The sequence below is a fragment of the Parvibaculum sp. genome (assembly GCF_030694575.1).
Classification (GTDB): domain Bacteria; phylum Pseudomonadota; class Alphaproteobacteria; order Parvibaculales; family Parvibaculaceae; genus Parvibaculum.
Genome location: NZ_JAUYUS010000127.1, coordinates 1 through 22,122, shown reverse-complemented (window position 1 = coordinate 22,122; position 22,122 = coordinate 1). Strand labels below are relative to the sequence as shown.

At 64.0% G+C, this 22,122-nt stretch carries 21 protein-coding genes; 14 read left to right on the top strand and 7 right to left on the bottom strand.

Annotated elements, in window-relative coordinates; all coding sequences use genetic code 11:
* Positions 1-82: 82 nt before the first annotated feature.
* Positions 83-2,446, bottom strand: a complete 2,364-nt coding sequence (locus tag Q8S60_RS17930; RefSeq protein ID WP_305275067.1) for an RND family transporter — start codon at positions 2,444-2,446, stop codon at positions 83-85.
* Between the two features lie 165 nt (positions 2,447-2,611).
* Positions 2,612-3,358 (bottom strand): hypothetical protein, encoded by a 747-nt coding sequence (locus Q8S60_RS17925; protein WP_305275069.1) that lies wholly within the window; start codon positions 3,356-3,358, stop codon positions 2,612-2,614.
* 177 nt (positions 3,359-3,535) lie between these two features.
* On the opposite strand from Q8S60_RS17925, the gene ccoN reads away from it, so the two are divergent.
* From ccoN to ccoS, 8 genes are all read left to right on the top strand, one after another.
* Complete coding sequence (gene ccoN / locus Q8S60_RS17920) at positions 3,536-5,182, top strand: cytochrome-c oxidase, cbb3-type subunit I (protein WP_305275124.1); 1,647 nt, start codon at positions 3,536-3,538, stop codon at positions 5,180-5,182.
* A gap of 12 nt (positions 5,183-5,194) precedes the next feature.
* Positions 5,195-5,926: a cytochrome-c oxidase, cbb3-type subunit II gene (gene ccoO, locus Q8S60_RS17915; RefSeq protein ID WP_305275072.1), complete on the top strand. Its 732-nt coding sequence runs from the start codon at positions 5,195-5,197 to the stop codon at positions 5,924-5,926.
* A gap of 9 nt (positions 5,927-5,935) precedes the next feature.
* Entirely contained in the window at positions 5,936-6,190 is a 255-nt protein-coding gene (locus Q8S60_RS17910; RefSeq protein WP_305275074.1) for a cbb3-type cytochrome c oxidase subunit 3, read from the top strand.
* Positions 6,187-7,071: a cytochrome-c oxidase, cbb3-type subunit III gene (gene ccoP, locus Q8S60_RS17905; protein ID WP_305275076.1), complete on the top strand. Its 885-nt coding sequence runs from the start codon at positions 6,187-6,189 to the stop codon at positions 7,069-7,071. Before Q8S60_RS17910 ends, ccoP begins: the two co-directional genes overlap by 4 nt.
* Positions 7,072-7,158: 87 nt before the next feature.
* Positions 7,159-8,682: a cytochrome c oxidase accessory protein CcoG gene (gene ccoG, locus Q8S60_RS17900; RefSeq protein ID WP_305275078.1), complete on the top strand. Its 1,524-nt coding sequence runs from the start codon at positions 7,159-7,161 to the stop codon at positions 8,680-8,682.
* Complete coding sequence (locus tag Q8S60_RS17895; RefSeq protein ID WP_305275080.1) at positions 8,679-9,206, top strand: FixH family protein; 528 nt, start codon at positions 8,679-8,681, stop codon at positions 9,204-9,206. The genes ccoG and Q8S60_RS17895 overlap by 4 nt, the downstream gene beginning before the upstream one ends.
* Before the next feature lie 7 nt (positions 9,207-9,213).
* Positions 9,214-11,430, top strand: coding sequence for a heavy metal translocating P-type ATPase (locus Q8S60_RS17890; RefSeq protein WP_305275081.1), 2,217 nt, complete (start codon positions 9,214-9,216; stop codon positions 11,428-11,430).
* Positions 11,427-11,600 (top strand): cbb3-type cytochrome oxidase assembly protein CcoS, encoded by a 174-nt coding sequence (gene ccoS / locus Q8S60_RS17885; RefSeq protein WP_305275082.1) that lies wholly within the window; start codon positions 11,427-11,429, stop codon positions 11,598-11,600. Before Q8S60_RS17890 ends, ccoS begins: the two co-directional genes overlap by 4 nt.
* Here the strand turns inward: ccoS and Q8S60_RS17880 are convergent.
* On the bottom strand, positions 11,597-12,388 hold the full coding sequence (locus tag Q8S60_RS17880) for a DUF2189 domain-containing protein (protein ID WP_305275083.1): 792 nt from the start codon (positions 12,386-12,388) through the stop codon (positions 11,597-11,599). The genes ccoS and Q8S60_RS17880 overlap by 4 nt on opposite strands.
* Positions 12,389-12,546: 158 nt before the next feature.
* On the opposite strand from Q8S60_RS17880, the gene msrA reads away from it, so the two are divergent.
* Positions 12,547-13,185, top strand: a complete 639-nt coding sequence (gene msrA, locus Q8S60_RS17875) for a peptide-methionine (S)-S-oxide reductase MsrA (protein ID WP_305668758.1) — start codon at positions 12,547-12,549, stop codon at positions 13,183-13,185.
* 3 nt (positions 13,186-13,188) lie between these two features.
* Positions 13,189-13,692 carry a peptide-methionine (R)-S-oxide reductase MsrB gene (gene msrB, locus Q8S60_RS17870; RefSeq protein ID WP_305275085.1) on the top strand — a complete coding sequence of 168 codons (504 nt, stop codon included), beginning with the start codon at positions 13,189-13,191 and terminating at the stop codon, positions 13,690-13,692.
* On the opposite strand, the gene Q8S60_RS17865 is transcribed toward msrB, so the two are convergent.
* Positions 13,670-14,128, bottom strand: coding sequence for a YaiI/YqxD family protein (locus Q8S60_RS17865; RefSeq protein WP_305275086.1), 459 nt, complete (start codon positions 14,126-14,128; stop codon positions 13,670-13,672). The two genes, msrB and Q8S60_RS17865, sit on opposite strands and share 23 nt — an antisense overlap.
* 50 nt (positions 14,129-14,178) lie before the next feature.
* Here Q8S60_RS17865 and Q8S60_RS17860 point away from each other — a divergent pair, with 50 nt between their 5' ends.
* The gene (locus tag Q8S60_RS17860) at positions 14,179-15,414 is read left to right on the top strand and encodes a TIGR03862 family flavoprotein (RefSeq protein WP_305275087.1); all 1,236 of its coding nucleotides are present in this window, start codon (positions 14,179-14,181) and stop codon (positions 15,412-15,414) included.
* A 362-nt stretch (positions 15,415-15,776) separates the two neighbouring features.
* Here the strand turns inward: Q8S60_RS17860 and Q8S60_RS17855 are convergent, their stop codons facing one another.
* The 3 genes from Q8S60_RS17855 to Q8S60_RS17845 all read right to left on the bottom strand — a co-directional run bounded on the left by Q8S60_RS17855 (position 15,777) and on the right by Q8S60_RS17845 (position 17,212).
* Positions 15,777-16,556: an SDR family NAD(P)-dependent oxidoreductase gene (locus Q8S60_RS17855; protein WP_305275089.1), complete on the bottom strand. Its 780-nt coding sequence runs from the start codon at positions 16,554-16,556 to the stop codon at positions 15,777-15,779.
* 125 nt (positions 16,557-16,681) lie between these two features.
* Entirely contained in the window at positions 16,682-16,870 is a 189-nt protein-coding gene (locus tag Q8S60_RS17850; RefSeq protein WP_012110422.1) for a Thivi_2564 family membrane protein, read from the bottom strand.
* Positions 16,871-17,005: 135 nt separating this feature from the next.
* Positions 17,006-17,212, bottom strand: a complete 207-nt coding sequence (locus Q8S60_RS17845; protein WP_305275092.1) for a dodecin — start codon at positions 17,210-17,212, stop codon at positions 17,006-17,008.
* Between the two features lie 202 nt (positions 17,213-17,414).
* Between Q8S60_RS17845 and Q8S60_RS17840 the strand changes: the two genes are divergently transcribed.
* The 3 genes from Q8S60_RS17840 (at position 17,415) to Q8S60_RS17830 (ending at position 22,038) form a co-directional block, all read left to right on the top strand.
* Complete coding sequence (locus Q8S60_RS17840; RefSeq protein ID WP_305275094.1) at positions 17,415-18,791, top strand: nodulation protein NfeD; 1,377 nt, start codon at positions 17,415-17,417, stop codon at positions 18,789-18,791.
* 220 nt (positions 18,792-19,011) lie between these two features.
* Entirely contained in the window at positions 19,012-19,764 is a 753-nt protein-coding gene (locus Q8S60_RS17835) for a slipin family protein (protein WP_305275095.1), read from the top strand.
* A 114-nt stretch (positions 19,765-19,878) separates the two neighbouring features.
* The gene (locus Q8S60_RS17830; protein ID WP_305275097.1) at positions 19,879-22,038 is read left to right on the top strand and encodes a TonB-dependent siderophore receptor; all 2,160 of its coding nucleotides are present in this window, start codon (positions 19,879-19,881) and stop codon (positions 22,036-22,038) included.
* Positions 22,039-22,122 lie beyond the last annotated feature (84 nt).

Sequence of the window (22,122 nt, the reverse complement as noted above, 5' to 3'; positions counted from 1 at the left end):
GTCGCCTCATGGGGCTCGGCGGCCAAAAAGAAAGGGCGGCCCATGGGCCGCCCTTTCAGTATCCGGAACCGGTCCCGAAGGATCAGTGACCGCGCATCACCGCGCGCGCTTCCTCTTCGGAAAGCGGCTCGCGCTTCAGCGGCCAGATATGCTCGAACACCGCGACCAGCGCCGGCAGCAGCGTCACCGCGCCCACCATGTTCACGATGAACATGAAGGTGAGGAGAAGCCCCATGTCGGCCTGGAACTTGAGCGCGGAGAACGCCCAGGTGCTGACGCCGATGGCGAGCGTGCCGCCTGTGAACATGGTCGCCGAGCCGACGTCGTAGAGCGCCTGCAGATAGGCTTCATGCGGGTTCTTGCCCATGCGCATGTAGCGCTGCATCCGGTTGTACTCGTAGATGCCGTAGTCGACACCGATACCGACGGCGATGGCCAGCACCGGCAGCGTCGAGATCTTCAGGCCGATGCCGGCGGCGGTGAGGAACCAGTCGCCGATGATGGTCGACAGGATGAGCGGCAACACGCAGCAAAGCGCACCGCGCCATTCGCGGTAGGTGAGAATGACGAGCGTCATGACCACCGCGTACACGTAGAGCAGCATGGGCAGCTCGGACTTGTGCACGATCTCGTTGGTGGCCGCGACGATCGGCACGTTACCCGTACCGACGCGAAGGTTGATGCCCTCGTATTTGTTTTCGGGGGCAGCCATCCACGCTTCGAGTTCGTTGACGACGTGCTTGACCGTACCGGCCTTCGTATCCTTGATGAAGATGGCGACAGCAGCCGTGGAGCAGTCGGCGTTCACGATGCCGGACGAACTGCCGATGCTGGAAGTCGCCTGGGCGAGAGCCGCCGAATTGCGCGGCAGGTTCTGCCACTTCGGATTGCCTTCCTGCCACATGCTGTTGATCTTGCGCGCGAGGATCGGAAGGCTGATGACCGACTGCACGCCATCCACATTGCGCATGTGCCAGCTGAAGCTTTCGAGGTAGTGCATCTTGCCGTAATCGACGCAGACGACGTCGTCCGACTCGACGATGACGGTCAGCACGTTGAGACCGAGATTGAACTTCTCGGCGATATAGCGGCTGTCTTCGTTGTAGCGCGCATCCGGCCAGAGCTCGCCGGCACCCGCATGCACGTCGCCGATCTGCTTGTCGCGCGCCTGGTAGAAGCCGACGCAGCCGACGATGAAGCAGATGATGACGAACGGGTAGGCTATGGAAGGCGTCGCGATCCGCGAAAGGGCAGGCCAGAGCTTGGCGCGCGTTTCCATCGCACGGCGCACCTTCGCACCGTATTCGTCCTCCGGCGGTGCGACATAGGACACCAGCAGCGGCAGCATGATGAGGTTCGAAATGATCTTGAAGCCGATACCGATCGAAGCGGTGATCGCCAGTTCCTGGATCATGCCGATCGGAATGATGTAGAGCGTGGCAAAACCGGCAAGTGTCGTCAGAAGCGCGACAAGGCCCGGACGCAACAGGAACGTAAAGGTCGCACGGGCGGCCCTGTTCTTGTCGAGACCCGCCGCCATTTCCGCGCCGACCATGTTGATCTGCTGCACGCCGTGGCTGACGCCGATGGCGAAAACGAGGAACGGCACGAGCACGCCGAGCGGATCGAGGCCGAAGCCCAGAAGATGAAGCAGACCGAACTGCCATACCACCGAGCAGAGCGAGGCGCCGACCGTAACCGCCGTCAGAACCCATGAGCGGCAATAGAGCCAGAGCATGAAGGCGGTGAGGAAGAAGGCGACCGAGAAGAAGGTGACCACCGAGGAAGCGCCGTCCGCGATGTCGCCGACGAGCTTGGCGAAACCGACGATCTTCACATCGACCTTGTCCGACACATATTTGTCGCGGAGATCGGTTTCGAGCTTGCGCGCGACGTCGAAGTAGTCGAGGCGCTGCTGTGTCTCCGGATTGAAGTCGAGAAGTTCGGTCCGGATCATCGAAGACCGGAAATCGTTGGAGACCAGTCGCCCGACAAGGTCCGCGCGCAGCGTGTTCTGCAGCACGGTGTCGATGTCTTCGTCGGTGCCCGCGAAATTGGCCGGGATCACGTCACCGGCCTCGAGGCCTTCTTCCGTGACCGCGATGAAGCGTGTATTCGGCGTCCAGAGCGAAGTCACCGTGTGACGGGCAACACCCGGGATGTAGAAGAGGTCCTGTGTCGCGTTATTCAGCGTGTAGAGGAAGTCCTTCTGGAAGATGTCACCTTCCTTGTTCTCCAGCACCACCAGCACGCGATTGCCGCCACCGAAACTCTCCGAATACTCCATGAAGGTTTCGATGTAGGGGTGGCCGATAGGAAGCATCTTCGTGAAGCCGGCATCCATCCGCAGTTGGGACGCGAAGATGCCCATCACGATGGTGAACGCCAGAAGTGCCAACAGAATGACGGCACGCAGGCCGAACACCAGATTTTCTATACGCTGCAAAGTAACCTCCCCTTTGGGACGCGCGATCTTTTTGCGGGGATCGCGTCGGAGTTCTCAGGATGTTGCGGAGCGTTATGCTCTTCTTTCATTTTCACCGGCTCCTTTTGGAGCTTCGGCGATTAACCCGGCGGCCGCCCGGTGCGGAGCGGCTTGCCACAAGAGCCGTCAGACGTCCAGAGGTCCGTCGGTCTCCCGCGCCGGCGCAGGCGGTGCCCGCGGAGAGTGCCCGGCGAAAAATACGGGCACCACGGCATTGTCGTGCTTCCGGGACACTTCCGACGAGGGGAAGTCCCGCTCCGCCGTACGCATGACGACCGGGGCTACGCCCGAACCGTTCCCGCGCACGGCGCTTTCTTGCCGCACAAAAGCGTTGGCCCGCAAGACGTCCCCGTCAGACAAACGAAGCTGGGTCTGCGAAGCGGGCCGCTCTGCGAAGGAATTCCATACATGCTCGTCCACCAGCATCGACGCACGGGCCACCCCCGTAACCGCGAGAAAGCTGAGGAACGCCAGAAAGACGATCGTTGCGATGGCCGGACGCGGCGCTACTTCAAGCTGAAGCATCTCCCTGTCGGCCTTTCCCCTCGCAAAACAACCAATCAAAGCACAAATCCCCTCGCACCACATCAGGCGCATGTGGCGCCTATCTAACACGCTGCCCTGCGTTGGCACAGTCATATTATGGCCACCCCAGGCAGCAGAAAATGCAGCAATACCTGCAATATGCGTCCATCCGGCATGCGTCGCTCCGGACTGCAACTCCGCAATCCGCGTAAATCCGTTCAGGCATCGGTAGCTTATCCATACGCCGGTATGGTTAACCGTTCGCCCCGCGCGCCCGATTGCAATGGGCCCGGCGGCAAGCCCCCGCTCGCCGAAAAGCTGTGCGACATGGTGATGCAGCGGCGCCAACGCACATCACCCGCAAACCCATGCAACTGCTATGGTCTTGAGGCTGGATGGGGATTCGGGGCTGATGTTGCGAGAACAAGCGGAACGCATCTCCCGCCGTCCGGTGCAAGGCAACGGATATAAGGACAGCGTGATATGGCGGTTTCAGGCACGCCGGGGGTGAAGCTTCCGGGAACAATGACGACTGCGGCCTGGCTGGTCGCACTGTCGCTCATCGCAGGCACATTTCTCTCAATCGTGATTGCCGCCAAGGCACAGGACGCTCCGATGGCGGCCCATGCCTGGCTCTTCGCCTTCGCCCTGTCGGCGGGCGCGATGACGCTTTGGCAGCGTCACTTCTCGGCCACGGCCCGCGGCCCCGTGCAGGCGGAAGACGGCATCGGCTACAATGACGGCGTTGTGAAGGCCGGCACCATCGCGACGCTCTTCTGGGGCGTGGCGGGCTTCCTGGTCGGCGTGGTCATCGCCTTCCAGCTCGCCTTCCCGGTGCTCAACTTCGACACCGAATTCCTGAATTTCGGCCGCCTGCGCCCGCTGCACACCTCGGCGGTGATTTTCGCTTTTGGCGGCAACGCGCTGATCGCCACGTCGTTCTACGTCGTCCAGCGGACCTGCCGGACGCGCCTCGCGGGCGACATCGCCCCCTGGTTCGTCTTCTGGGGCTATCAGCTCTTCATCGTCGTGGCCGCGACCGGCTACCTGATGGGGGTTACGCAGTCCCGGGAATACGCCGAGCCCGAATGGTACGCGGACCTCTGGCTGACGATCGTCTGGGTCGTTTATCTGCTGGTCTTCCTCGCAACGCTGGCGAAGCGGAAAGAGCCGCATATCTATGTGGCGAACTGGTTCTACCTCGCCTTCATCGTCACGATCGCCATGCTGCATATCGGCAACAACCTGGCGATCCCGGAAAGCTTCACCTCATCGAAGAGCTACTCGCTCTTCCCCGGCGTGCAGGATGCCCTGATCCAGTGGTGGTACGGCCATAACGCGGTCGGCTTCTTCCTGACCGCAGGCTTCCTCGGCATGATGTACTACTTCGTGCCGAAGCGCGCGGAGCGGCCGGTCTACTCCTACCGCCTTTCCATCGTCCATTTCTGGTCGCTGATCTTCCTCTACATCTGGGCCGGTCCGCACCATCTCCACTTCACGGCGCTGCCCGACTGGGCGCAGACGCTCGGCATGACCTTCTCGATCATGCTGTGGATGCCGTCCTGGGGCGGCATGATCAACGGCCTGATGACGCTGTCGGGCGCGTGGGACAAGCTGCGCACGGACCCCGTGATCCGCATGCTCGTCGTCTCCGTCGCCTTCTACGGCATGTCGACCTTCGAGGGCCCCGTCATGTCGGTGAAAGCGGTGAATTCGCTGTCGCACTACACCGACTGGACCATCGGCCACGTGCATTCCGGTGCGCTCGGCTGGGTCGGCTTCGTGTCCTTCGGCGCCGTCTACTGCCTCGTTCCCTGGCTCTGGAAACGCGAGCGGCTCTATTCGATGGCGCTTGTGAGCTGGCACTTCTGGATCGCCACCATCGGCATCGTTCTCTACATCACCGCGATGTGGGTGTCGGGCATCCTGCAGGGCCTGATGTGGCGCGCCTACGATGCACAGGGCTTCCTCGAATATTCCTTCGCGGAAACGGTCGCCGCCATGCATCCCTTCTACGTCATCCGCGGATTGGGCGGCGTGCTCTTCCTGCTTGGCGCACTCGTCATGGTCTACAACTGCTGGATGACCATCCTGGGGCGCGTGCGCGAAAGCGAGCCCCTTCCCGCAAGTTCTCCCTCTGCCGCCCCTGTCGGCGCACTGCAATCCGCGTGAGGAATTAAGGTCATGGCAAAAAAATTCTCTCACGAAACGATCGAAAAGAACTCGATCCTGCTGCTGGTCCTGACGCTGATCGTCGTGGCCATCGGCGGGCTGGTGGAAATCGTTCCGACCTTCCTCATCAAGAGCACGATCGAGGATGTGAAGGGCGTGCGTCCCTACAGCCCGCTCGAACTCGCCGGGCGTAACATCTATCTGCGCGAGGGCTGCTATACCTGCCACAGCCAGATGATCCGTTCGCTGCGCTCGGAGGTCGAACGCTACGGCCACTATTCGCTGGCGGCCGAAAGCAAGTACGACCATCCGTTCCAGTGGGGATCGAAGCGGACGGGCCCCGACCTCGCCCGCGTCGGCGGAAAGTATTCCGACGAGTGGCACCGGCTGCACATGGAAGATCCGCGCGCCGTGGTGCCGGAATCGGTGATGCCGGGTTACCCCTTCCTTGCGACGACGCCGCTCGAGTACCGCAATGTCAAAAAGGGCCTGACGGCGCTCAGCCTCGCCGGCGTGCCTTACGACGAAGATCACATCGACAATGCGCGCGCCGACCTCGAGGCGCAGGCAACACCCGACGCCGACACGGACGGGCTGATGCAGCGCTATCCCAAAGCCGTCGCGCGCGACTTCGACGGCAACCCGGCGATGATTTCCGAGCTCGATGCGCTCGTCGCCTATCTGCAGATGCTCGGCACACTCGTGGACTTCAATGCCTACGAGAACGCCGACTTCAGGCAATAGGGGCGGCGCATGGAAAGCGGAACAACCTACGATCTGGTGAGAACCTGGGCCGGTGCCGGCGGTCTCATCTTCATGGTCGTCGTCTTTATCGGCATCGTCGCCTATGCGCTCTGGCCCGCCAACAAGAAGAAGTTCGACCGGCTGGCGCATTTGCCGCTGCAGGATGACGACGCCCTCCACGACCCCAAAAAGGCGGACGCGGACAAGGCCCATGAGACCAAGGCCGAAGACGGCAAGACCGAAAGCACGGAGACCGGACGATGAGCGACCACAAGCACAAGGACGAAGTGACCGGCGTCGAGACGACCGGCCACGACTGGGATGGTATTCGGGAGCTCAACAACCCGCTGCCGAAATGGTGGCTCTACACATTCTATATTTGCATCGTCTGGTCCTTCGCCTACTGGGTCGTGATGCCGGCCTGGCCGTATCTATCCGGCGGCGCCTGGACCTATACGACGGGCGTGATCGGCTACGAACAGCGGAACGTCGTGACGAACGAACTCGCGGCCATCGCCGAAGGCCGTTCGGAGACGATGCTCAAGATTGCGTCCATGCCGCTTGAAGAGGTCGCCAGCGACCCGGCGCTGATGGAAGTGGCGCTCGGTGCGGGCAAGGCTGCCTTCGGCGATAATTGCGCGCCCTGCCACGGCTCCGGCGCGCAGGGCGGCAAGGGCTTCCCGAACCTCAACGACGACGACTGGCTCTGGGGCGGCACGCTTGAGGACATCCGCGTCACGCTGACCCACGGTATCCGCTGGGATGCAGACGGCGACACCCGCCAGAACATCATGATGGCCTATGGCCGCGACGGCATTCTCACCCGCGCGGAAATCTCCGACGTAGTCGAGCACGTGCTGTCGCTGTCGGGCCGTTCCGAAGACACCGATGCCGCCGCGCGCGGCGCAAGCATCTTCGCCGACCAATGCGTCGCCTGCCACGGCGCCGAGGGCAAGGGCAACCGCGAGCTCGGCGCGCCCGATCTCAGCGATCACATCTGGCTCTATGGCGAGGACCGTGCGAGCATCGTCCAAACCGTGTCAAACGGACGCAGCGGCGTCATGCCGGCTTGGGGTGGACGCCTCGGTGAGGGCACCATCAACGCACTGACGCTTTACGTGCATTCCCTCGGCGGCGGCGAATAGACAGCGCGGCTGCCCGTGACGCGGGCGGAGCGCTTGTCGCGCTCCGCCCCGGCCACGTCTCTCGAGTAGCCGCCTGCGAGTAAGAAGATGACCGATACCGCTACGAGCCTCGAACTCCTTGCCCGGGAAGCCGCGGCGCAAGCGGGCGCCCATCCACATGGCGACGAGGGCGAACGCTACACCGCCGTCAATTCGGAAAAGAACCGCCCGCTCTACGAGAGCCGGGTGAAGGTCTATCCGAAACTCGTTCACGGCACATTCCGCAAATTGAAATGGCTCGTGATGGCGCTGACGCTCACGATCTATTACGTGACGCCGTGGCTGCGCTGGGAGCGCGGGCCTGACCTGCCCGATCAGGCGGTGTTGCTCGATTTTCCTGCCCGGCGCTTCTATTTCTTCTTTCTCGAAATCTGGCCGCAGGAATTCTACTACGTCACCGGCCTCCTGATCCTCGCGGCCCTCGGTCTCTTCCTCGTGACGAGCGTAGCCGGCCGCGTCTGGTGCGGCTATGCCTGCCCGCAGACCGTCTGGACCGACCTCTTCATCTATGTCGAGCGCTTCTTCGAAGGCGAGCGCGCCGCACGCATTCGCCTCGACAAGTCGCCCTGGACTCTGGCGAAAGTCGCGCGCAAGACCGGCAAGCACATGACATGGATTCTCATCGCCCTTGCGACCGGCGGGGCCTGGGTTTTCTATTTCGCCGACGCGCCCACGCTCGCCGCCGACCTCGCGACCCTTGAAGCGCCCGCCATCGCCTATCTCTTCATCGGCCTCTTCGCCCTCACCACCTACACGCTGGGCGGCATCGCACGCGAGCAGGTCTGCATCTACATGTGCCCCTGGCCGCGCATTCAGGGAGCGATGTTCGACGAGGAATCGCTCCTCGTCAGCTACAAGGACGATCGCGGCGAAAAGCGCGGGCCCCACAAGAAAGGCACGAGCTGGGAAGGTCGCGGCGACTGCATAGATTGCGGCCAGTGCGTGGCCGCCTGCCCGATGGGCATCGACATCCGCGACGGCATGCAACTCGAATGTATCCAGTGCGCGCTTTGCATCGACGCCTGCGACGAGATCATGGACAAGGTCGAGCGTCCGCGCGGCCTCATCGCCTACGACACGCTGCGCAATCACGACCGCCGCCGCGCCGGAGAAACACCGCGCCTCAACATCGTGCGGCCGCGCACGATCCTCTATGCCGTCGTGCTCGCCGTCGTCGCCGCCGTCATGCTGGTGGCCCTTCTCAACCGCTCGACGCTCGAACTGAGCGTGCTGCCCGACCGGAATCCGCTTTTCGTCACGCTTTCCGACGGCAGCATCCGCAACGGCTACGAGGTGAAGGTGGTCAACAAGGAGCATAGCGAGCGCATCTTCCACATCGGCGTGGAGGGAATCGACGGCGCCATTCTGAGCCGTCCCGCGCTTGCCGGGGATAACGGTGCCACCCTGGTCGTCGGACCTGATAAGCTCGGCACGGCCCGCTTCTTCGTCAGCCTGCCCGGCGACCGCGCAAGGGAAATAAATGGCGAGGCGGACCTGAAGTTCATCGTCACCGACCTTGAGGACGGCAAGACCGCCATAAAGGCAACCACCTTCCGGGGACCCGCAAAATGACGAGCCATGACAGCGACTACCGCCCGTCCTCGCGCTTCGGAAAGCTCACCGGACGGCGTGTACTGGCCCTTTTCGGCGGATTTTTCATCATCGTCTTCGGGATGAACGGTCTGATGGTCTTCCAGGCCTTGTCGACTTTCGACGGCGTGGAAGTGGAAGGCGCCTATCAGAAGGGCCGCGCCTACAACCATGTCCTCGACCGCATGGAAGCGCAGAAAAAGCTCGGCTGGACGGCGGCGATCGAGGCGGCGCCGCTCGGCGGTTCGGGCCAGCGCACCTCGCTTACCGTGAGCTTCGCCGATGCGGCTGGCGCCCCGCTCGAACACCTCGCCGTTCACGGCACTTTCTGGCGCCCGGTGACGGCGGGAGAAGACCAGCGCATGGCACTCGTGGAAACCGGCCCCGGCACCTATGCCGCGGTCTTCGATCTCACCCATGCCGGCAACTGGCTGGTGCGGATTTCCGCGGCCGGCCCGAACGGCGAAACATTCATCGAGGAAAAGCGCGTCTTCGTGCGCGGCTGAGGGCCGGATGAGCGACGTAGCGGCAAAGGTACCGGAAACACCAAGGGCGGACCCCGGCCTCTTCGTGCGCACGACACCGGAAGGCCGCGCCCGTCTCGACCTCGTCGTCGCCGGCATGCATTGCGCGGGGTGCCTTCGCAAGGTCGAACGCGGCCTGGCCGAACTGCCGGGTGTCGAATATGCCCGCGCCAATCTCTCGACCAAGCGCGTCGCCGTCCGCTGGGATCCTGCATTGCTGCGGGCAGGTGCGATCACCGCGAAACTTGCCGATATCGGCTTCGATGCCGTTCCCTTCGATCCGAAGCTCCTGGGCAGCATGGACGATGGCGAAGGCCGCGCGCTGCTGCGGGCGCTCGGCGTGGCGGGCTTTGCCGCCGCGAATGTGATGCTGGTGTCGGTTTCCGTCTGGTCCGGCCTCGTGACCGACATGGACGACACGACCCGCGCCTTTTTCCATTGGATTTCGGCGCTGATCGCGCTGCCGGCGGTCGCCTATGCGGGCCAGCCCTTCTTCCGCTCGGCGCTCCGGGCGCTCCGCGCGAAGAGCATGAACATGGATGTGCCGATCGCGCTCGCGGTTATCCTCGCGACGGCGATGAGCCTCGTCCAGACCATCGTGAACGCGCATCACGTCTATTTCGACGCCAGCGTGACGCTGCTCTTTTTCCTGCTGATCGGCCGTTATCTCGACGTGCAGGCCCGCGCGAAAGCCTGCTCCGCCGCGCAAAACCTGTTGGGGCTGCGCGCCGTCGCCGCGACCCTGATCGCGCCGGACGGCTCGCAGCGCTCCATCGCCGTGGACAATCTCGAACCCGGCATGCGCGTGATCGTGGCGACGGGCGCCCGTATTCCCGCCGATGGCGAGGTTTTGAGCGGAATCAGCGACGTCGACACCAGCCTCGTGACCGGCGAAAGCGTGCCGGAAGCGGTGAAGCCCGGTTCCGCCGTTTTCGCCGGAACGCTCAATCTCGGCGCGCCGCTGATCCTGTGCGTGACGAAGCGCGACGACGACAGCCTGCTCGCCGAAATCGTGCGGCTGATGGAAAGCGCCGAACAGGGCCGCGCGCGCTATGTCCGCATCGCAGACCGCGCGGCACGCATTTATTCCCCGGCCGTGCATATCATGGCTTTCGGCACGCTCGGCCTGTGGTTCGCCCTCGGCGCGCACTGGGAAACGGCGCTGACACACGCGATTGCGGTCCTCATCGTCACCTGCCCCTGCGCGCTCGGGCTCGCCGTGCCTGTCGTGCAGGTCGTGGCGACCGGACGGCTGACGCGGCAAGGCGTTCTCGTGAAGGCGGCGGACGGGCTGGAGCGGTTGGCGCAGGCCGATACCGTCGTTTTCGACAAGACAGGCACGCTGACGCTCGGACGGCCGCGCCTGATGAATGCCGAAGAAATCCCCGCCGCCGATCTGGCGCTCGCCATGGCGCTCGCCGGCAAGAGCCGCCATCCGCTCTCCGTCGCACTGGCGGGCTGCGGACGGACGCTGCCATTGCCGGTGCTGGACGACATCCACGAAGAGCCAGGCATGGGCCTTCAAGCGAAGCTCGGCGACGAGACGATCCGGCTCGGAAACGCAGGCTTTGCCGGGGGTTCAGGACGCGGGCCGGAGCATGCGGGTTCCGAACTCTGGCTCCGGCGCGGCACGAAACCGGCGCTCTGTTTCCGTTTCGAGGACACACCGCGGCCCGACGCGAAGGAAGCCATCGCCGCGCTGAAGGCCCGCGGCTTCGCCATCGAGCTTCTTTCCGGCGACCGCGAACCGGCGGTGCGCAAGCTCGCGGACGAATTGGGGATAAGCGAATGGCGCGCCGCCGCGCGGCCGGACGCGAAGATCGCGCGGCTGGAAGAACTGGCGGCGCGCGGCCGGAAAGTCGCGATGATCGGCGACGGTCTGAACGATGCGCCCGCGCTTCGCGCCGCGCATGTCTCGATCTCGCCGTCGGACGCCGCCGATGTCAGCCAGACGGCGGCGGATTTCATCTTTCAGGGCGCGCGGCTGTCCCCCGTCGTCGAGGCGGTCGATGTCGCGCGGCAGGCGCGCCGGCTCGTCTTCGAGAATTTCGGGCTGGCGCTTGCCTATAACGCCGTCGCGGTGCCGCTTGCGGTCGCGGGCTTCGTGACGCCGCTCGTCGCGGCGGTGGCGATGTCGAGTTCATCGATCACGGTGACGCTGAATTCGCTGCGGCTGAACCTCGGCAAAGCGAAGGGCAACAGGTGAATATCCTCGTTTTCCTCGTGCCCGCCGCCCTTATCCTCGGTCTTCTCGGGCTCGCCGGTTTTCTCTGGTCGCTGCGGAGCGGGCAGTATGACGATCTCGAGGGCGCGGCAGAGCGCATCCTGTTCGACGATGACGACGACAAGCCGGACGAGAAGAAGAACCGGGACTAGGCGTCGGCGGTCAGCGCCCGGTGAGCATGCCATGTGGCATGGCCGAGCAGCGGGAAGATGACGACGAGGCCGAGAAAACCCGTTGCGATGCCGAAGGCGGTAAGCAGCGTCACGATCCAGCCCCAGAGCAGCATCGGCCAGAAATTGCGGCGTACCGCCTCGATGCTGGTGAGGACCGCCGTCACGGCGTCGACGTCGCGCGCGAGCAGCAGGGGCACCGAAATCGCGGAAATCGTGAAGACGGCGAAGGCAAGCACCGCGCCCGCCGCCGTGCCGACGACGAGAAGCGTGAGACCGCGCACCGTCAGCAGCAGCGCGGGGATAAACTCGGCAAGTGGAGGCAGAGCCGACGATCCGTAGAAAGCCGCGAAAAGCCAGCCCGCGATCTGCAGCCAGACGATCATCGCGCCCATCAGCATGGCGCCGAGAAGGGCTAGCTGCGTGAGGTTGCGCGTGGAGACGAAGGCGACATCGGAGAAATGCACGGGAAGCCCCGCTTCCAGGCGGCGGCTCGCCTCGTAAAGGCCGACGGCAAGCATCGGTCCGAGGAGCAGGAAGCCGGCCGCCATGACCGGCACCAGCGCACCGAGATTGAGCAGGAAGAGCGTGCCGACCAGCGACAGCGAGGCGAGGAAGAAAACGAAGCCATAGGCGAGGCTGATCGAGGGCACGGCCTGCATATCGGCCCATCCGGCCGCAAGCCAGCGCCACGGCTCGTCCGCGCGGATACGGCGGATACCGTGCAACGCGCCCTGCGCAATGGCCGCTCTCCCAAGCAAAACGCTCATCGGTACCCCTCCCAAGGCAATCCATCGGCGAACGTTCATGCTACTCCCCAAATACCCACGGCGTCCATGTGGAGATGCTCGCAAAGACGTGACGCGAAGTGAAGTCCGGCCGTGGCGCGTTTGCCCTATATCTCTGTGAGGAGAGGGCGCGCCGATGGATGGAGTTTGAAGTGAACCGTTTCGTATTATGGACAGGCGTTGCGCTCGTCCTCCTGACGGGCCTCGGCGCGGCGCAAGCGCAGGAAACCGCGGAGAAGGAGGCCGTGGCGATCTTCGCGGGCGGCTGCTTCTGGTGCATGGAGCCGCCCTTCGACAAGACCGAAGGCGTCATCAGCACGACGTCCGGCTATACCGGCGGCACGGCGGCGAACCCGAGCTACAAGGAAGTTTCCGCCGGCGGCACCGGACATGCGGAAGCGGTGAAGGTGGTCTACGACCCCTCGAAGGTGAGCTACGAGCAGTTGCTCCATGTTTTCTGGCGGAATATCGACCCGATCCGCAAGGATGCGCAGTTCTGCGACCTCGGCAGCCAGTATCGCAGCGCGATCTTCTACCTGGACGAGGAACAGCGGAAACTCGCGGAAAAATCGAAGGCGGATCTCGATGCCTCGGGCCGCATTCCGAAGCCGATCGTCACGGAAATCGTGGAGGCCGGGCCGTTTTATCCGGCCGAGACCTATCACCAGGATTACTATCTGAAAAACCCGGTCCGCTACGCCTATTACCGCTGGGGCTGCGGCCGCGATGCGCGGCTCGAGCAGGTATGGGGCGACGAAGCGGGCCGCCACCAGGAGTAGGAAATGATGTCACGACGCATGTTTCTCGGCAGCACGGCGATTGCGGGCGCCCTCGCGGCGGCAGGCGCGGCGCTGCGCGGCGGCAACGGAAACGCCAGCGAAACCAGCAGCTTCGAGGTGACGAAGACGGACGCCGAATGGAAGGCGGAACTGACGCCCGAGCAATATTACGTGCTGCGCGAGCACGGCACGGAGCGCGCGGGAACGAGCCCGCTCAACAAGGAAAAACGAACCGGCACATACACTTGCGCCGCCTGCGACCTTCCTCTTTTTGCCTCGGAAACGAAGTATGAAAGCGGCACCGGCTGGCCGAGCTTCTACGCGCCGCTCGACAACGCGGTGGGCACGTCGGAAGACCGGACATTCTTCATGACGCGCACCGAAGTTCACTGCCGCCGCTGCGGCGGCCATCTCGGCCATGTCTTCGACGACGGCCCCCCGCCGACCGGAAAACGCTATTGCATGAACGGGGTTGCGATGCTGTTCAAGGCGGCGGGCGCCGCCTGATCGCCTGCACCGTGTCTTCCAGCGAGCGAAGGAAACGCGAGCGGTCCTCTTTCGAAAAGGCAGGACCGCCGCCCTTCGACTGACCGGTTTCGCGAAGCTCCCGCATCAGGTCGCGCATGGCGAGCGCCATGCCGATACTGTCCTGCGTGAAGGGCCTTCCGTCATGGCCGATGGCATCCGCCCCCTTCGCAAGTGCCCGTGCCGCAAGGGGAATATCGCCCGTGACGACGATATCGCCCTCGCCCGCATGCTCGGCAATCCAGTCGTCCGCGACGTCCGGCCCGTCCGCCACGACCACCTGTTTCACCAGCGGATGGCCGGTCGGCCGCATGCCGCTGTTGCTGACGATATGGACGGTGATCCCGTGCCGCTCGGCGACGCGCACGGCCTCCTCCTTGACCGGGCAGGCATCGGCGTCGAGATAAATTTCGGTCATGTTTTCAATGATTTGCTGATTTCGTTCATGCCCGATGATAGCGTGCGCGCGTGAACGAAACTTCCGAAAATATCGAGGCTCGAAAGCCTTTCGCCGCGGTCGTCGGCGGCGGACCCGCAGGGCTGATGGCGGCGGAGATGCTTGCGCCCCATGCGGAGGTGCATGTCTTCGACGCCATGCCCTCGCTCGCGCGCAAGTTCCTGCTGGCCGGCCGGGGCGGCCTCAACATCACGCATGGAGAGGAATTCGCGAGCTTTATCAATCGCTTCGGCGATGCGCGCGAAAAGCTGCGGCCCGCATTGGAAGCCTTCACGCCGCAGCAGGTGCGCGACTGGGCGGCGGGGCTCGGCATCGAGACTTTCGAGGGCAGTTCGCACCGCATCTTCCCGCGCCAGATGAAAGCCTCGCCGCTGTTACGCGCATGGATTCAAAGACTTGGCCGCGCGGGCGTCAGTTTTCACATGAAACACAAATGGCGCGGATGGTCGGATGACGGCGGCCTCGTCTTCGAGACGCCGGAAGGCGAACGGCGCTTCAGGGCGGCGGCGACGGTGCTGGCGCTGGGCGGGGCGAGCTGGCCGAGGCTCGGATCGGACGGCGGATGGGTCCCGCTGCTGGCCGAAAAAGGCATACGCATCAATGAGTTGAAGCCCGCCAATTGCGGCTTCGACGTGACCTGGAGCGCGCATCTGAAGGCACGCTTCGCGGGCGCGCCCGTGAAGTCCGTCGCGCTCGAATTCGGCGGTACACGGATCAAGGGCGACTTCATCGTGACGGAAACGGGGATCGAGGGCGGCGCCGTCTATGCGCTGTCGGCAGCCCTCCGCGACGAAATCGCGAGCAATGGCAAGGCGTTACTGACGGTCGACCTCGCGCCGGACCGCGACGAGGCCCGGCTCGTGCACGACCTGGAGCGGCCGCAAGGCAAAAGCTCGATGGCGAATTTCCTGCGGAAAGTGGCGGGGATCGAGGGCGCGAAGGCGGCGCTTTTACGCGAGGCGGGACCGGACCTGCCCTGGGACCCGACGCAATTGATGAAGCGGATCAAGCACTTGGAGCTGACGCTGACCGCCCCGCGGCCGATCGCGGAAGCGATCTCGAGCGCGGGCGGCGTTGCGCTGGATGCTCTCGGTACGGATTATGTGACGTCTATCCCCGGTGTTTTCGCGGCCGGTGAAATGCTGGATTGGGAAGCGCCGACAGGGGGTTACCTGCTGACGGCCTGCCTCGCCACGGGGCGCGCGGCGGGCCTCGGCGCGGTGAATTATCTCGCACGGACGCGTTGACTGTCATCGAACTGTCAACGATCTGTCACAAACAGCTTATCCCCGGGCGGGATTTCGATCCGTAGACAGACGATATGGGCGGCGGGGCGGTTTATCCCCGTGGGGATAAAGGAGCGCGCGCCGTACTTGTCCGCATGGGGATAAAGCGGGCGGAGCGTGACGCTGCACTTTGTTGCCGCGCTAATCAGATATCCCCACCCTCCCCCTGTGGGAGGGTCGAAATTTGCGCAGCGAATTTCGGGGAGGGGTCGCTGCATCGAGGCAAAAACATGTCGTCCGTTTTCCGGCTTCGTCCCCTACCCCTCCCCAAACGGTCTTCGACCGTTTGACCCTCCCACAGGGGGAGGGTGGGAAGGACTCGCTCACGCGTTCTTCACCAGCATGCCGCCGTCGACGGGGATGGCGACGCCGTTGAGGTAGGAGGCGGCGGGGAGGACGAGGCTGAGCGTCATATGAGCGACTTCTTCCGGGAAGCCATAGCGGCGAAGCGGCACGCGGCGCTTGGCGAAGATCTCCTTGTGCTCGTCGGGTATCTCCGCCGTGATGCCGGTGCGGATCGGGCCGGGGCAGATGCAATTGACCGTGATGCCCTCGCGGCCGAGTTCGACGGCGAGCGCGCGGGTGAGGCCGATCACACCATGCTTGGCGGCGACATAGGTGGAATTGCCGGGTGTCGCGCCGAAACCTTCGGTGGAGGCGATGTTGACGATGCGGCCCTCGCCCGATTTCTTCAGCGACGGCAGCGCCGCGCGCACGAAGCGCATATGCGCGGTCAGCATCACGTCGAGCGCGAGGCTCCAGACGTCCTCGTAGTCGGGCTCGGAAATGCCGCGAAAGGTCGAGAGGCCGGCATTGTTGACGAGAATGTCGAGCCCGCCGAAATGCGCCTCGATTTCCTTCGCGGTACGGACGATCCCTTCCGCGTCGGCGACATCGAGGGCCCAGCCATGCGCCTCGCCGCCTTCGGCCTTTATCTCGGCGACGACGGCATCGACGCGATCCTGCTTCAGGTCCAGCACGGCGACCTTCGCCCCCTCGGCGGCGAAGACATGCGCGGTCGCCCGCCCCATCCCGCTCGCGGCCCCCGTGACCAGCGCCACCTTGCCCGCGATCGAGCGGCTGAGTTTGCGGATCGGTTCCATGCGGTGTTTCTCCCTCTTCGAATTTCGTTGTGCGGGGAGAGTAGCCAAAGGAAACGCCGCAGGCGAGGCCCCGCGACGGGACCTTCACGCTGCAGCGCTGTTTACGAAGCGTCGGACAGGCTTTGTCAGCCCACCGTGATGCCGTTCAGCGAGCCGAGCAGGCCGAAGACCTGCAGGAGCCAGATCACGACCGCGACGACGACCACGATGTTCAGGATGCTTTTGATCTTGCTGTCCATCGGGATGTAGGTGTTGACGAGCCAGAGCAGCACGCCGATCACGATCAGGATCACGATCAGATTGAGAAGAGGCATATGGGGTTTCCTTCAAGGATGCTCCGGAGGACCTGCCCTGCCGGATGACCGCACGCCGAAACCCGCTGCGCGGGGAGCGGGCCAAGAGGAAACGCCGGAAACACGAAAAGTTTCCATAGAAATGAGGGGGCGGGCTCACTCCAGCGTGAAGGCGACTTTCAGCTTCACCTGGTAATGGCCGACCTTGCCGCCTTCGATATGGCCGCGCGTTTCGACGACCTCGAACCAGCGCAACTCGCGCAGGCTCTTGCCCGCCTTCGCGACGGCGTTCGAGATCGCGCCCTCGATGCTGTCGGGCGAGGAGCCGACGATTTCGACGATCTTGTAGACATGGTCGGACATGGGGTTCTCCTCTCGCGGTTTCTCTGGATGCGGAGAGAGATGGAGCGATTGCGCGGCGCGGCAAGGGCGCCAATCCGCACCAGCCCGGCACACTTTGATTTGAAGCGCCGGAGCCGGAAAGCATGGCTATTGCGGCCGTGCTTTGGCAGACTGCGGAGAGCGACGAAAACAAGAGCCGGAGACAATCCGGGGAAGGAGTGCCATGCCCCTTCGTTTGCGTCTTTTCCTGTTTACGCTTCTCGCCATCTGCGGCGCGGCGCTGCCGCTTGCCGGACAGGACGCGGGAGATGGCGGCGGAGAGACGCCGCTCGCCATCGTCTCGACCGTGACGGGCGCAATCGGCCCGGCGACGGCAAAGCAGATCGCGGATGCGGTGGCGGCGGCGGAGGAGCGCGAGGCGGATGTGCTCGTGCTCCGCATCGACACGCCGGGCGGCCTCGTCAGCTCCACGCGCGACATCGTTTCTTCCCTTCTCGCCTCCAACGTGCCCGTCGCCGCCTATGTCTGGCCACCGGGCGGCCATGCGGCGAGCGCCGGCACCTATATCGTCTATGCGGCGGGCGTGGCGGCGATGGCGCCGGGCACCAATATCGGCGCGGCGACGCCGGTGACGATGGGCGGCATGCCGGGCGCGCCAGGCGGCGAGCCGCAGAAGGAAGGCGGCGAAAAACCCGCGCCGTCGAACGAGGAGGCGCTGTCGAAAAAGGCGACCAACGACGCCGTGGCGCTGATCGTGAGCCTCGCCGAAACGCATGGCCGCAACGCGGAATGGGCAGAGGAAGCGGTGCGCGAGGGCGCGAGCCTCGGCGCGCGCAAGGCGCTGGAAGACGGCGTGGTGGAAATCGTCGCGCGCGACCTCGACGACCTGCTGGCGCAGATGGACGGGCGCGAGGCGGTGACGGCGGCGGGCACGAAAACGCTCGCGACGGCGGGGGCGCGTGTCGAGCATGTCGAGCCCGGCTTCCTGATCGAGGTGCTGGCGCTGATCAGCAATCCGAACGTCGCCTTCATCCTGATGCTGATCGGCGTTTACGGCATCATTTTCGAGCTTTCAAATCCGGGCAGCATCGGGCCCGGCGTGCTCGGTGCGATCTGCCTGCTGCTCGGGCTCTACGCGCTCAACGAATTGCCGCTCGACTATACCGGCCTCGCGCTCATCCTGCTCGGCCTCGGGCTGATGGCGGCGGAAGCCTTCACGCCCGCCTTCGGCGCGCTGGGCGCGGGCGGCATGATCGCCTTCATTTTCGGCGCCGCGATCCTCGTCGACAGCGACGCGCCCGAATTCCAGCTTTCCTGGTGGACCATCGGCTCGGCGGCGATCGCGAGCGCGGTGCTGATCGTCGCCATCATCGGCTATGCGCTCGCCGCCATGCGGCGGCCCGTCGTCACCGGCGCGGAGGAACTGGCGGGCGCGGAAGCGCGCGTGCTGGAATGGAACGACGGCGCGGGCTTCGTCCATGTCCGCGGCGAACGCTGGCACGCGCGCGGCCCGGAAAGCCTAGCGCCGCAAAGCACGGTTCGCATCGAGAAACTCGACGTCGACGGGCTGACGCTCGTGGTGAACGACGCGCGCGGCTGAGTATCGCCTCCTCTTCACCCTCCCCCTGTGGGAGGGTCAAACCGCTGCAAGCGGTTTGGGGAGGGGGTGAAGCAGGAAACCGAAATGGGGCGCCCGAATTTGTAATCGACTTCGCTTCCCCTCCCCAAACGAGCTGACGCTCGTTTGACCCTCCCACAGGGGGAGGGTGAAGAAAGGCGAAGAACGAAGCAATTACGCTAACGACCGAAAAGGAAAGATCATGGGACTGACATTTTATCTTCTGCCGGCGATCCTCATTATCGCCTTTCTGTTCTCGGCCATCCGCATCCTGCGCGAGTATGAGCGCGGCGTGGTCTTCACGCTCGGCCGCTTCACCGGCGTGAAGGGACCGGGCCTCATCATCCTCATTCCCTTCATCCAGCAGATGGTGCGGACGGAACTGCGCACCTTCGTGGAGGACGTACCGACGCAGGACGTGATCTCGCGCGACAACGTGTCGGTGAAGGTGAACGCGGTGATCTATTTCCGCATCGTCGATCCGCAGCGCGCGATCCTGAACGTGGAGGACTATCTGGTCGCGACGAGCCAGCTCGCCCAGACGACGCTGCGCTCCGTGCTCGGCAAGCACGAACTGGACGAGATGCTGGCCGAACGCGACAAGCTGAACGCCGACATCCAGGCGATCCTCGACGAGCAGACGGACGCCTGGGGCATCAAGGTGGCGAATGTCGAGATCAAGCATGTCGACATCGACGAGAGCATGATCCGCGCCATCGCCAAGCAGGCCGAAGCCGAACGTATCCGCCGCGCCAAGATCATCAACGCGGAAGGCGAACAGCAGGCGGCCGAAAAGCTGGTGGAAGCGGGACGCATTCTCGCCGGCGACCCGCGCGCGATGCAGCTCCGCTATTTCTCGGCCCTGCACGACATAGCCGGCGACCGCACCAACACCATCGTCTTCCCCCTGCCGATGGACCTGATCGAGGCGATAAGGCAACCGGTGAAGGGGTAAGGCCCCGCCATCTCCATAATTTTCCGAGGGTTTCCGTCATTTCCGCATAAACTGGAGAGTTGATATTAAGAATCATTAGCGGTATAGGTCCCCTATCAACCGAAGGGGACCGATATGATGTGGAGTTACGGACGGGGGCCGCTGGCGGCGGTGCTGATAGGGACGGCCGCGCTGACGGCGGCGCCGCTTCGCGCGCAGGAGCAGGCGGAGAGCGAGGCGGTGGACCTGGCGCCGCTCGTCGTCGAGAGCGAGGGCGAACGGGCCGACGGGCCGGTGGAAGGTCACTTCGCGAAACGGAGCGCGACCGCGACCAAGACCGACACGCCGATCATGGAGACGCCGCAATCGATCTCGGTGATTTCATCGGGCGATATGTCGGCACGGGGAGCGCGCTCGCTTGCGCAGGCGATGCGCTACGCGACCGGCGTGACGACGGAGAGCCGCGGTGCCGTGGTGTCGCGCTACGACATGCTCACGATGCGCGGCTTCCAGATCAACCGCAACTATCTCGACGGCATGCAGCTTCAGTATAACGGCTGGTATGCCATTCCGCAGATCGCACCGGAGATGGTCGAGCGGCTCGAAATCCTCAAGGGCCCGGCCTCCGTTCTCTATGGCTCCTCCCCGCCCGGCGGCCTCATCAACCTCGTGAGCAAGCGGCCGGAGGACGAGGCTTCGGGCGAGGTGTCGGCCTCTGTCGGCACGAACAATCTCTATGAAGGGGTAATCGACGCGACCGGCCCGCTGGATGACGAAGGCAAATATCTCTACCGCTTCACCGGCCTTGCGCGGACGAGCGACGGACAGGCGAAAACGACGGAGGTCGAGCGCGAACTGATAGCGCCGTCCTTCACCTGGCGTCCGTCGTCGAGAACCAGCCTGACGTTCCAGGCCCATTATCAGCAGGACCCGAAATCGGGCGCCTATGGTGCCGTTCCGGCATCGGGATCGGTTTTTGAAAATCCGAACGGCCAACTGGAACCCGACTTCTACGACGGCGACGAGAACTGGGAAGAGTTCAACCGCAAGCAGTGGACGCTCGGCTATCTCTTCGAGCACGAGCTCGACGAGGTCTTCACCTTCCGCCAGAACATCCGCTATCTCGAAACGAAGATGAACTACAAGAGCGTGTATTCGACGGGGCTTCAGGCCGACAACCGCACGCTCAACCGGGCCTCAATCTATTCCGACGAGGACAGCACTTCCTATGCGATCGACAACCAGTTGCAGGCGCGCTTCGGCACGGGCGCGGTGAAGCATACGGTGCTTGCCGGCCTCGACCGCTGGGATCTCAACTCGGATGCGGAAATCGGCTACGGCTCCGCGCCGACGCTGGACATTTTCAATCCGGACAACAGCCAGACCATACCGGCGATCGCGCCCTACTACGATTACAAGCTCGACCACTCCCAGACCGGCGTCTATCTGCAGGAACAGGCAAAGATCGGTGGCCTCACCGTGCTGCTCGGCGCGCGGCAGGACTGGTACAAGCGCCGCAACTTCGAACGGCTGGGCGGCAATCATACCGGCTTCGATCAGGACAATCTGAGCCTGCGCGCCGGTGCTCTCTATACATTCGAGAACGGCATCGCCCCTTACATCTCCTATGCGGAATCCTTCGAACCGCAAAGCGGCTCCGACTTCTCGGGCAATCCTTTCGAACCGACGACGGGCGAGCAGATCGAAGCGGGCGTGAAGTTCCAGTCCGCGGACGAGCGGGTGATGGTGACGGCCGCCGTCTTCGAAATCACGAAGCAGAACGTCACCACGGCCGACACCGCCCATCCGGGCTTCAGCATCCAGACCGGTGAAGTCCGCTCGCGCGGCTTCGAGATCGAAGGGCATGTGCAGCCTGCGGCCGGTCTGACGCTTTCGGCCTTCTACACGAAGCTCGATGTCGAATACACGAAGGACAACGGTGGTCTTGCCGGCAAGACGCCGACATGGGTGGCGGACGAGACGGCATCGCTCTGGGCCGAATATGCGCTGCCCGCGAGCATGGTGGACGGGCTCACCGTCGGCGGCGGCGTGCGCTATGTCGGCGAAACCTATGTGGACCCCGCGAACACCGGCACGACCGATCCCTACACGCTGTTCGACGCGATGCTGGAATACGACCTCGCGGCGATCAGTCCCGAACTCTCCGGAAATTCGGTACGCCTCAACGGCACGAACCTCGCCGACAAGCGGCATGTGGCAGGCTGCTATGCGCAGTACTGGTGCTGGTTCGGCGAGGAGCGGACGGTGACCCTCACACTCACGCATCGGTGGTGACGACATGAAACTGCGTCCGGCGGCTCTTTTGATGCATCGCTATGTCGGCCTCGCGATGGCGGCGTTCCTCACCGTCTCGGGGCT

What these genes read in the sequence shown, in the direction of transcription:
- Q8S60_RS17880 (WP_305275083.1), bottom strand. Translation starts at nt 12,388, where the DNA reads ATGAGCGTTTTGCTTGGGAGAGCGGCCATTGCGCAGGGCGCGTTGCAC.
- Q8S60_RS17835 (WP_305275095.1), top strand. Translation starts at nt 19,012, where the DNA reads ATGGGACTGACATTTTATCTTCTGCCGGCGATCCTCATTATCGCCTTT.
- msrB (WP_305275085.1), top strand. Translation starts at nt 13,189, where the DNA reads ATGATGTCACGACGCATGTTTCTCGGCAGCACGGCGATTGCGGGCGCC.
- Q8S60_RS17840 (WP_305275094.1), top strand. Translation starts at nt 17,415, where the DNA reads ATGCCCCTTCGTTTGCGTCTTTTCCTGTTTACGCTTCTCGCCATCTGC.
- Q8S60_RS17850 (WP_012110422.1), bottom strand. Translation starts at nt 16,870, where the DNA reads ATGCCTCTTCTCAATCTGATCGTGATCCTGATCGTGATCGGCGTGCTG.
- Q8S60_RS17865 (WP_305275086.1), bottom strand. Translation starts at nt 14,128, where the DNA reads ATGACCGAAATTTATCTCGACGCCGATGCCTGCCCGGTCAAGGAGGAG.
- ccoO (WP_305275072.1), top strand. Translation starts at nt 5,195, where the DNA reads ATGGCAAAAAAATTCTCTCACGAAACGATCGAAAAGAACTCGATCCTG.
- Q8S60_RS17855 (WP_305275089.1), bottom strand. Translation starts at nt 16,556, where the DNA reads ATGGAACCGATCCGCAAACTCAGCCGCTCGATCGCGGGCAAGGTGGCG.
- Q8S60_RS17895 (WP_305275080.1), top strand. Translation starts at nt 8,679, where the DNA reads ATGACGAGCCATGACAGCGACTACCGCCCGTCCTCGCGCTTCGGAAAG.
- msrA (WP_305668758.1), top strand. Translation starts at nt 12,547, where the DNA reads ATGGAGTTTGAAGTGAACCGTTTCGTATTATGGACAGGCGTTGCGCTC.
- Q8S60_RS17910 (WP_305275074.1), top strand. Translation starts at nt 5,936, where the DNA reads ATGGAAAGCGGAACAACCTACGATCTGGTGAGAACCTGGGCCGGTGCC.
- ccoG (WP_305275078.1), top strand. Translation starts at nt 7,159, where the DNA reads ATGACCGATACCGCTACGAGCCTCGAACTCCTTGCCCGGGAAGCCGCG.
- Q8S60_RS17890 (WP_305275081.1), top strand. Translation starts at nt 9,214, where the DNA reads ATGAGCGACGTAGCGGCAAAGGTACCGGAAACACCAAGGGCGGACCCC.
- ccoN (WP_305275124.1), top strand. Translation starts at nt 3,536, where the DNA reads ATGACGACTGCGGCCTGGCTGGTCGCACTGTCGCTCATCGCAGGCACA.
- Q8S60_RS17845 (WP_305275092.1), bottom strand. Translation starts at nt 17,212, where the DNA reads ATGTCCGACCATGTCTACAAGATCGTCGAAATCGTCGGCTCCTCGCCC.
- Q8S60_RS17830 (WP_305275097.1), top strand. Translation starts at nt 19,879, where the DNA reads ATGATGTGGAGTTACGGACGGGGGCCGCTGGCGGCGGTGCTGATAGGG.
- ccoP (WP_305275076.1), top strand. Translation starts at nt 6,187, where the DNA reads ATGAGCGACCACAAGCACAAGGACGAAGTGACCGGCGTCGAGACGACC.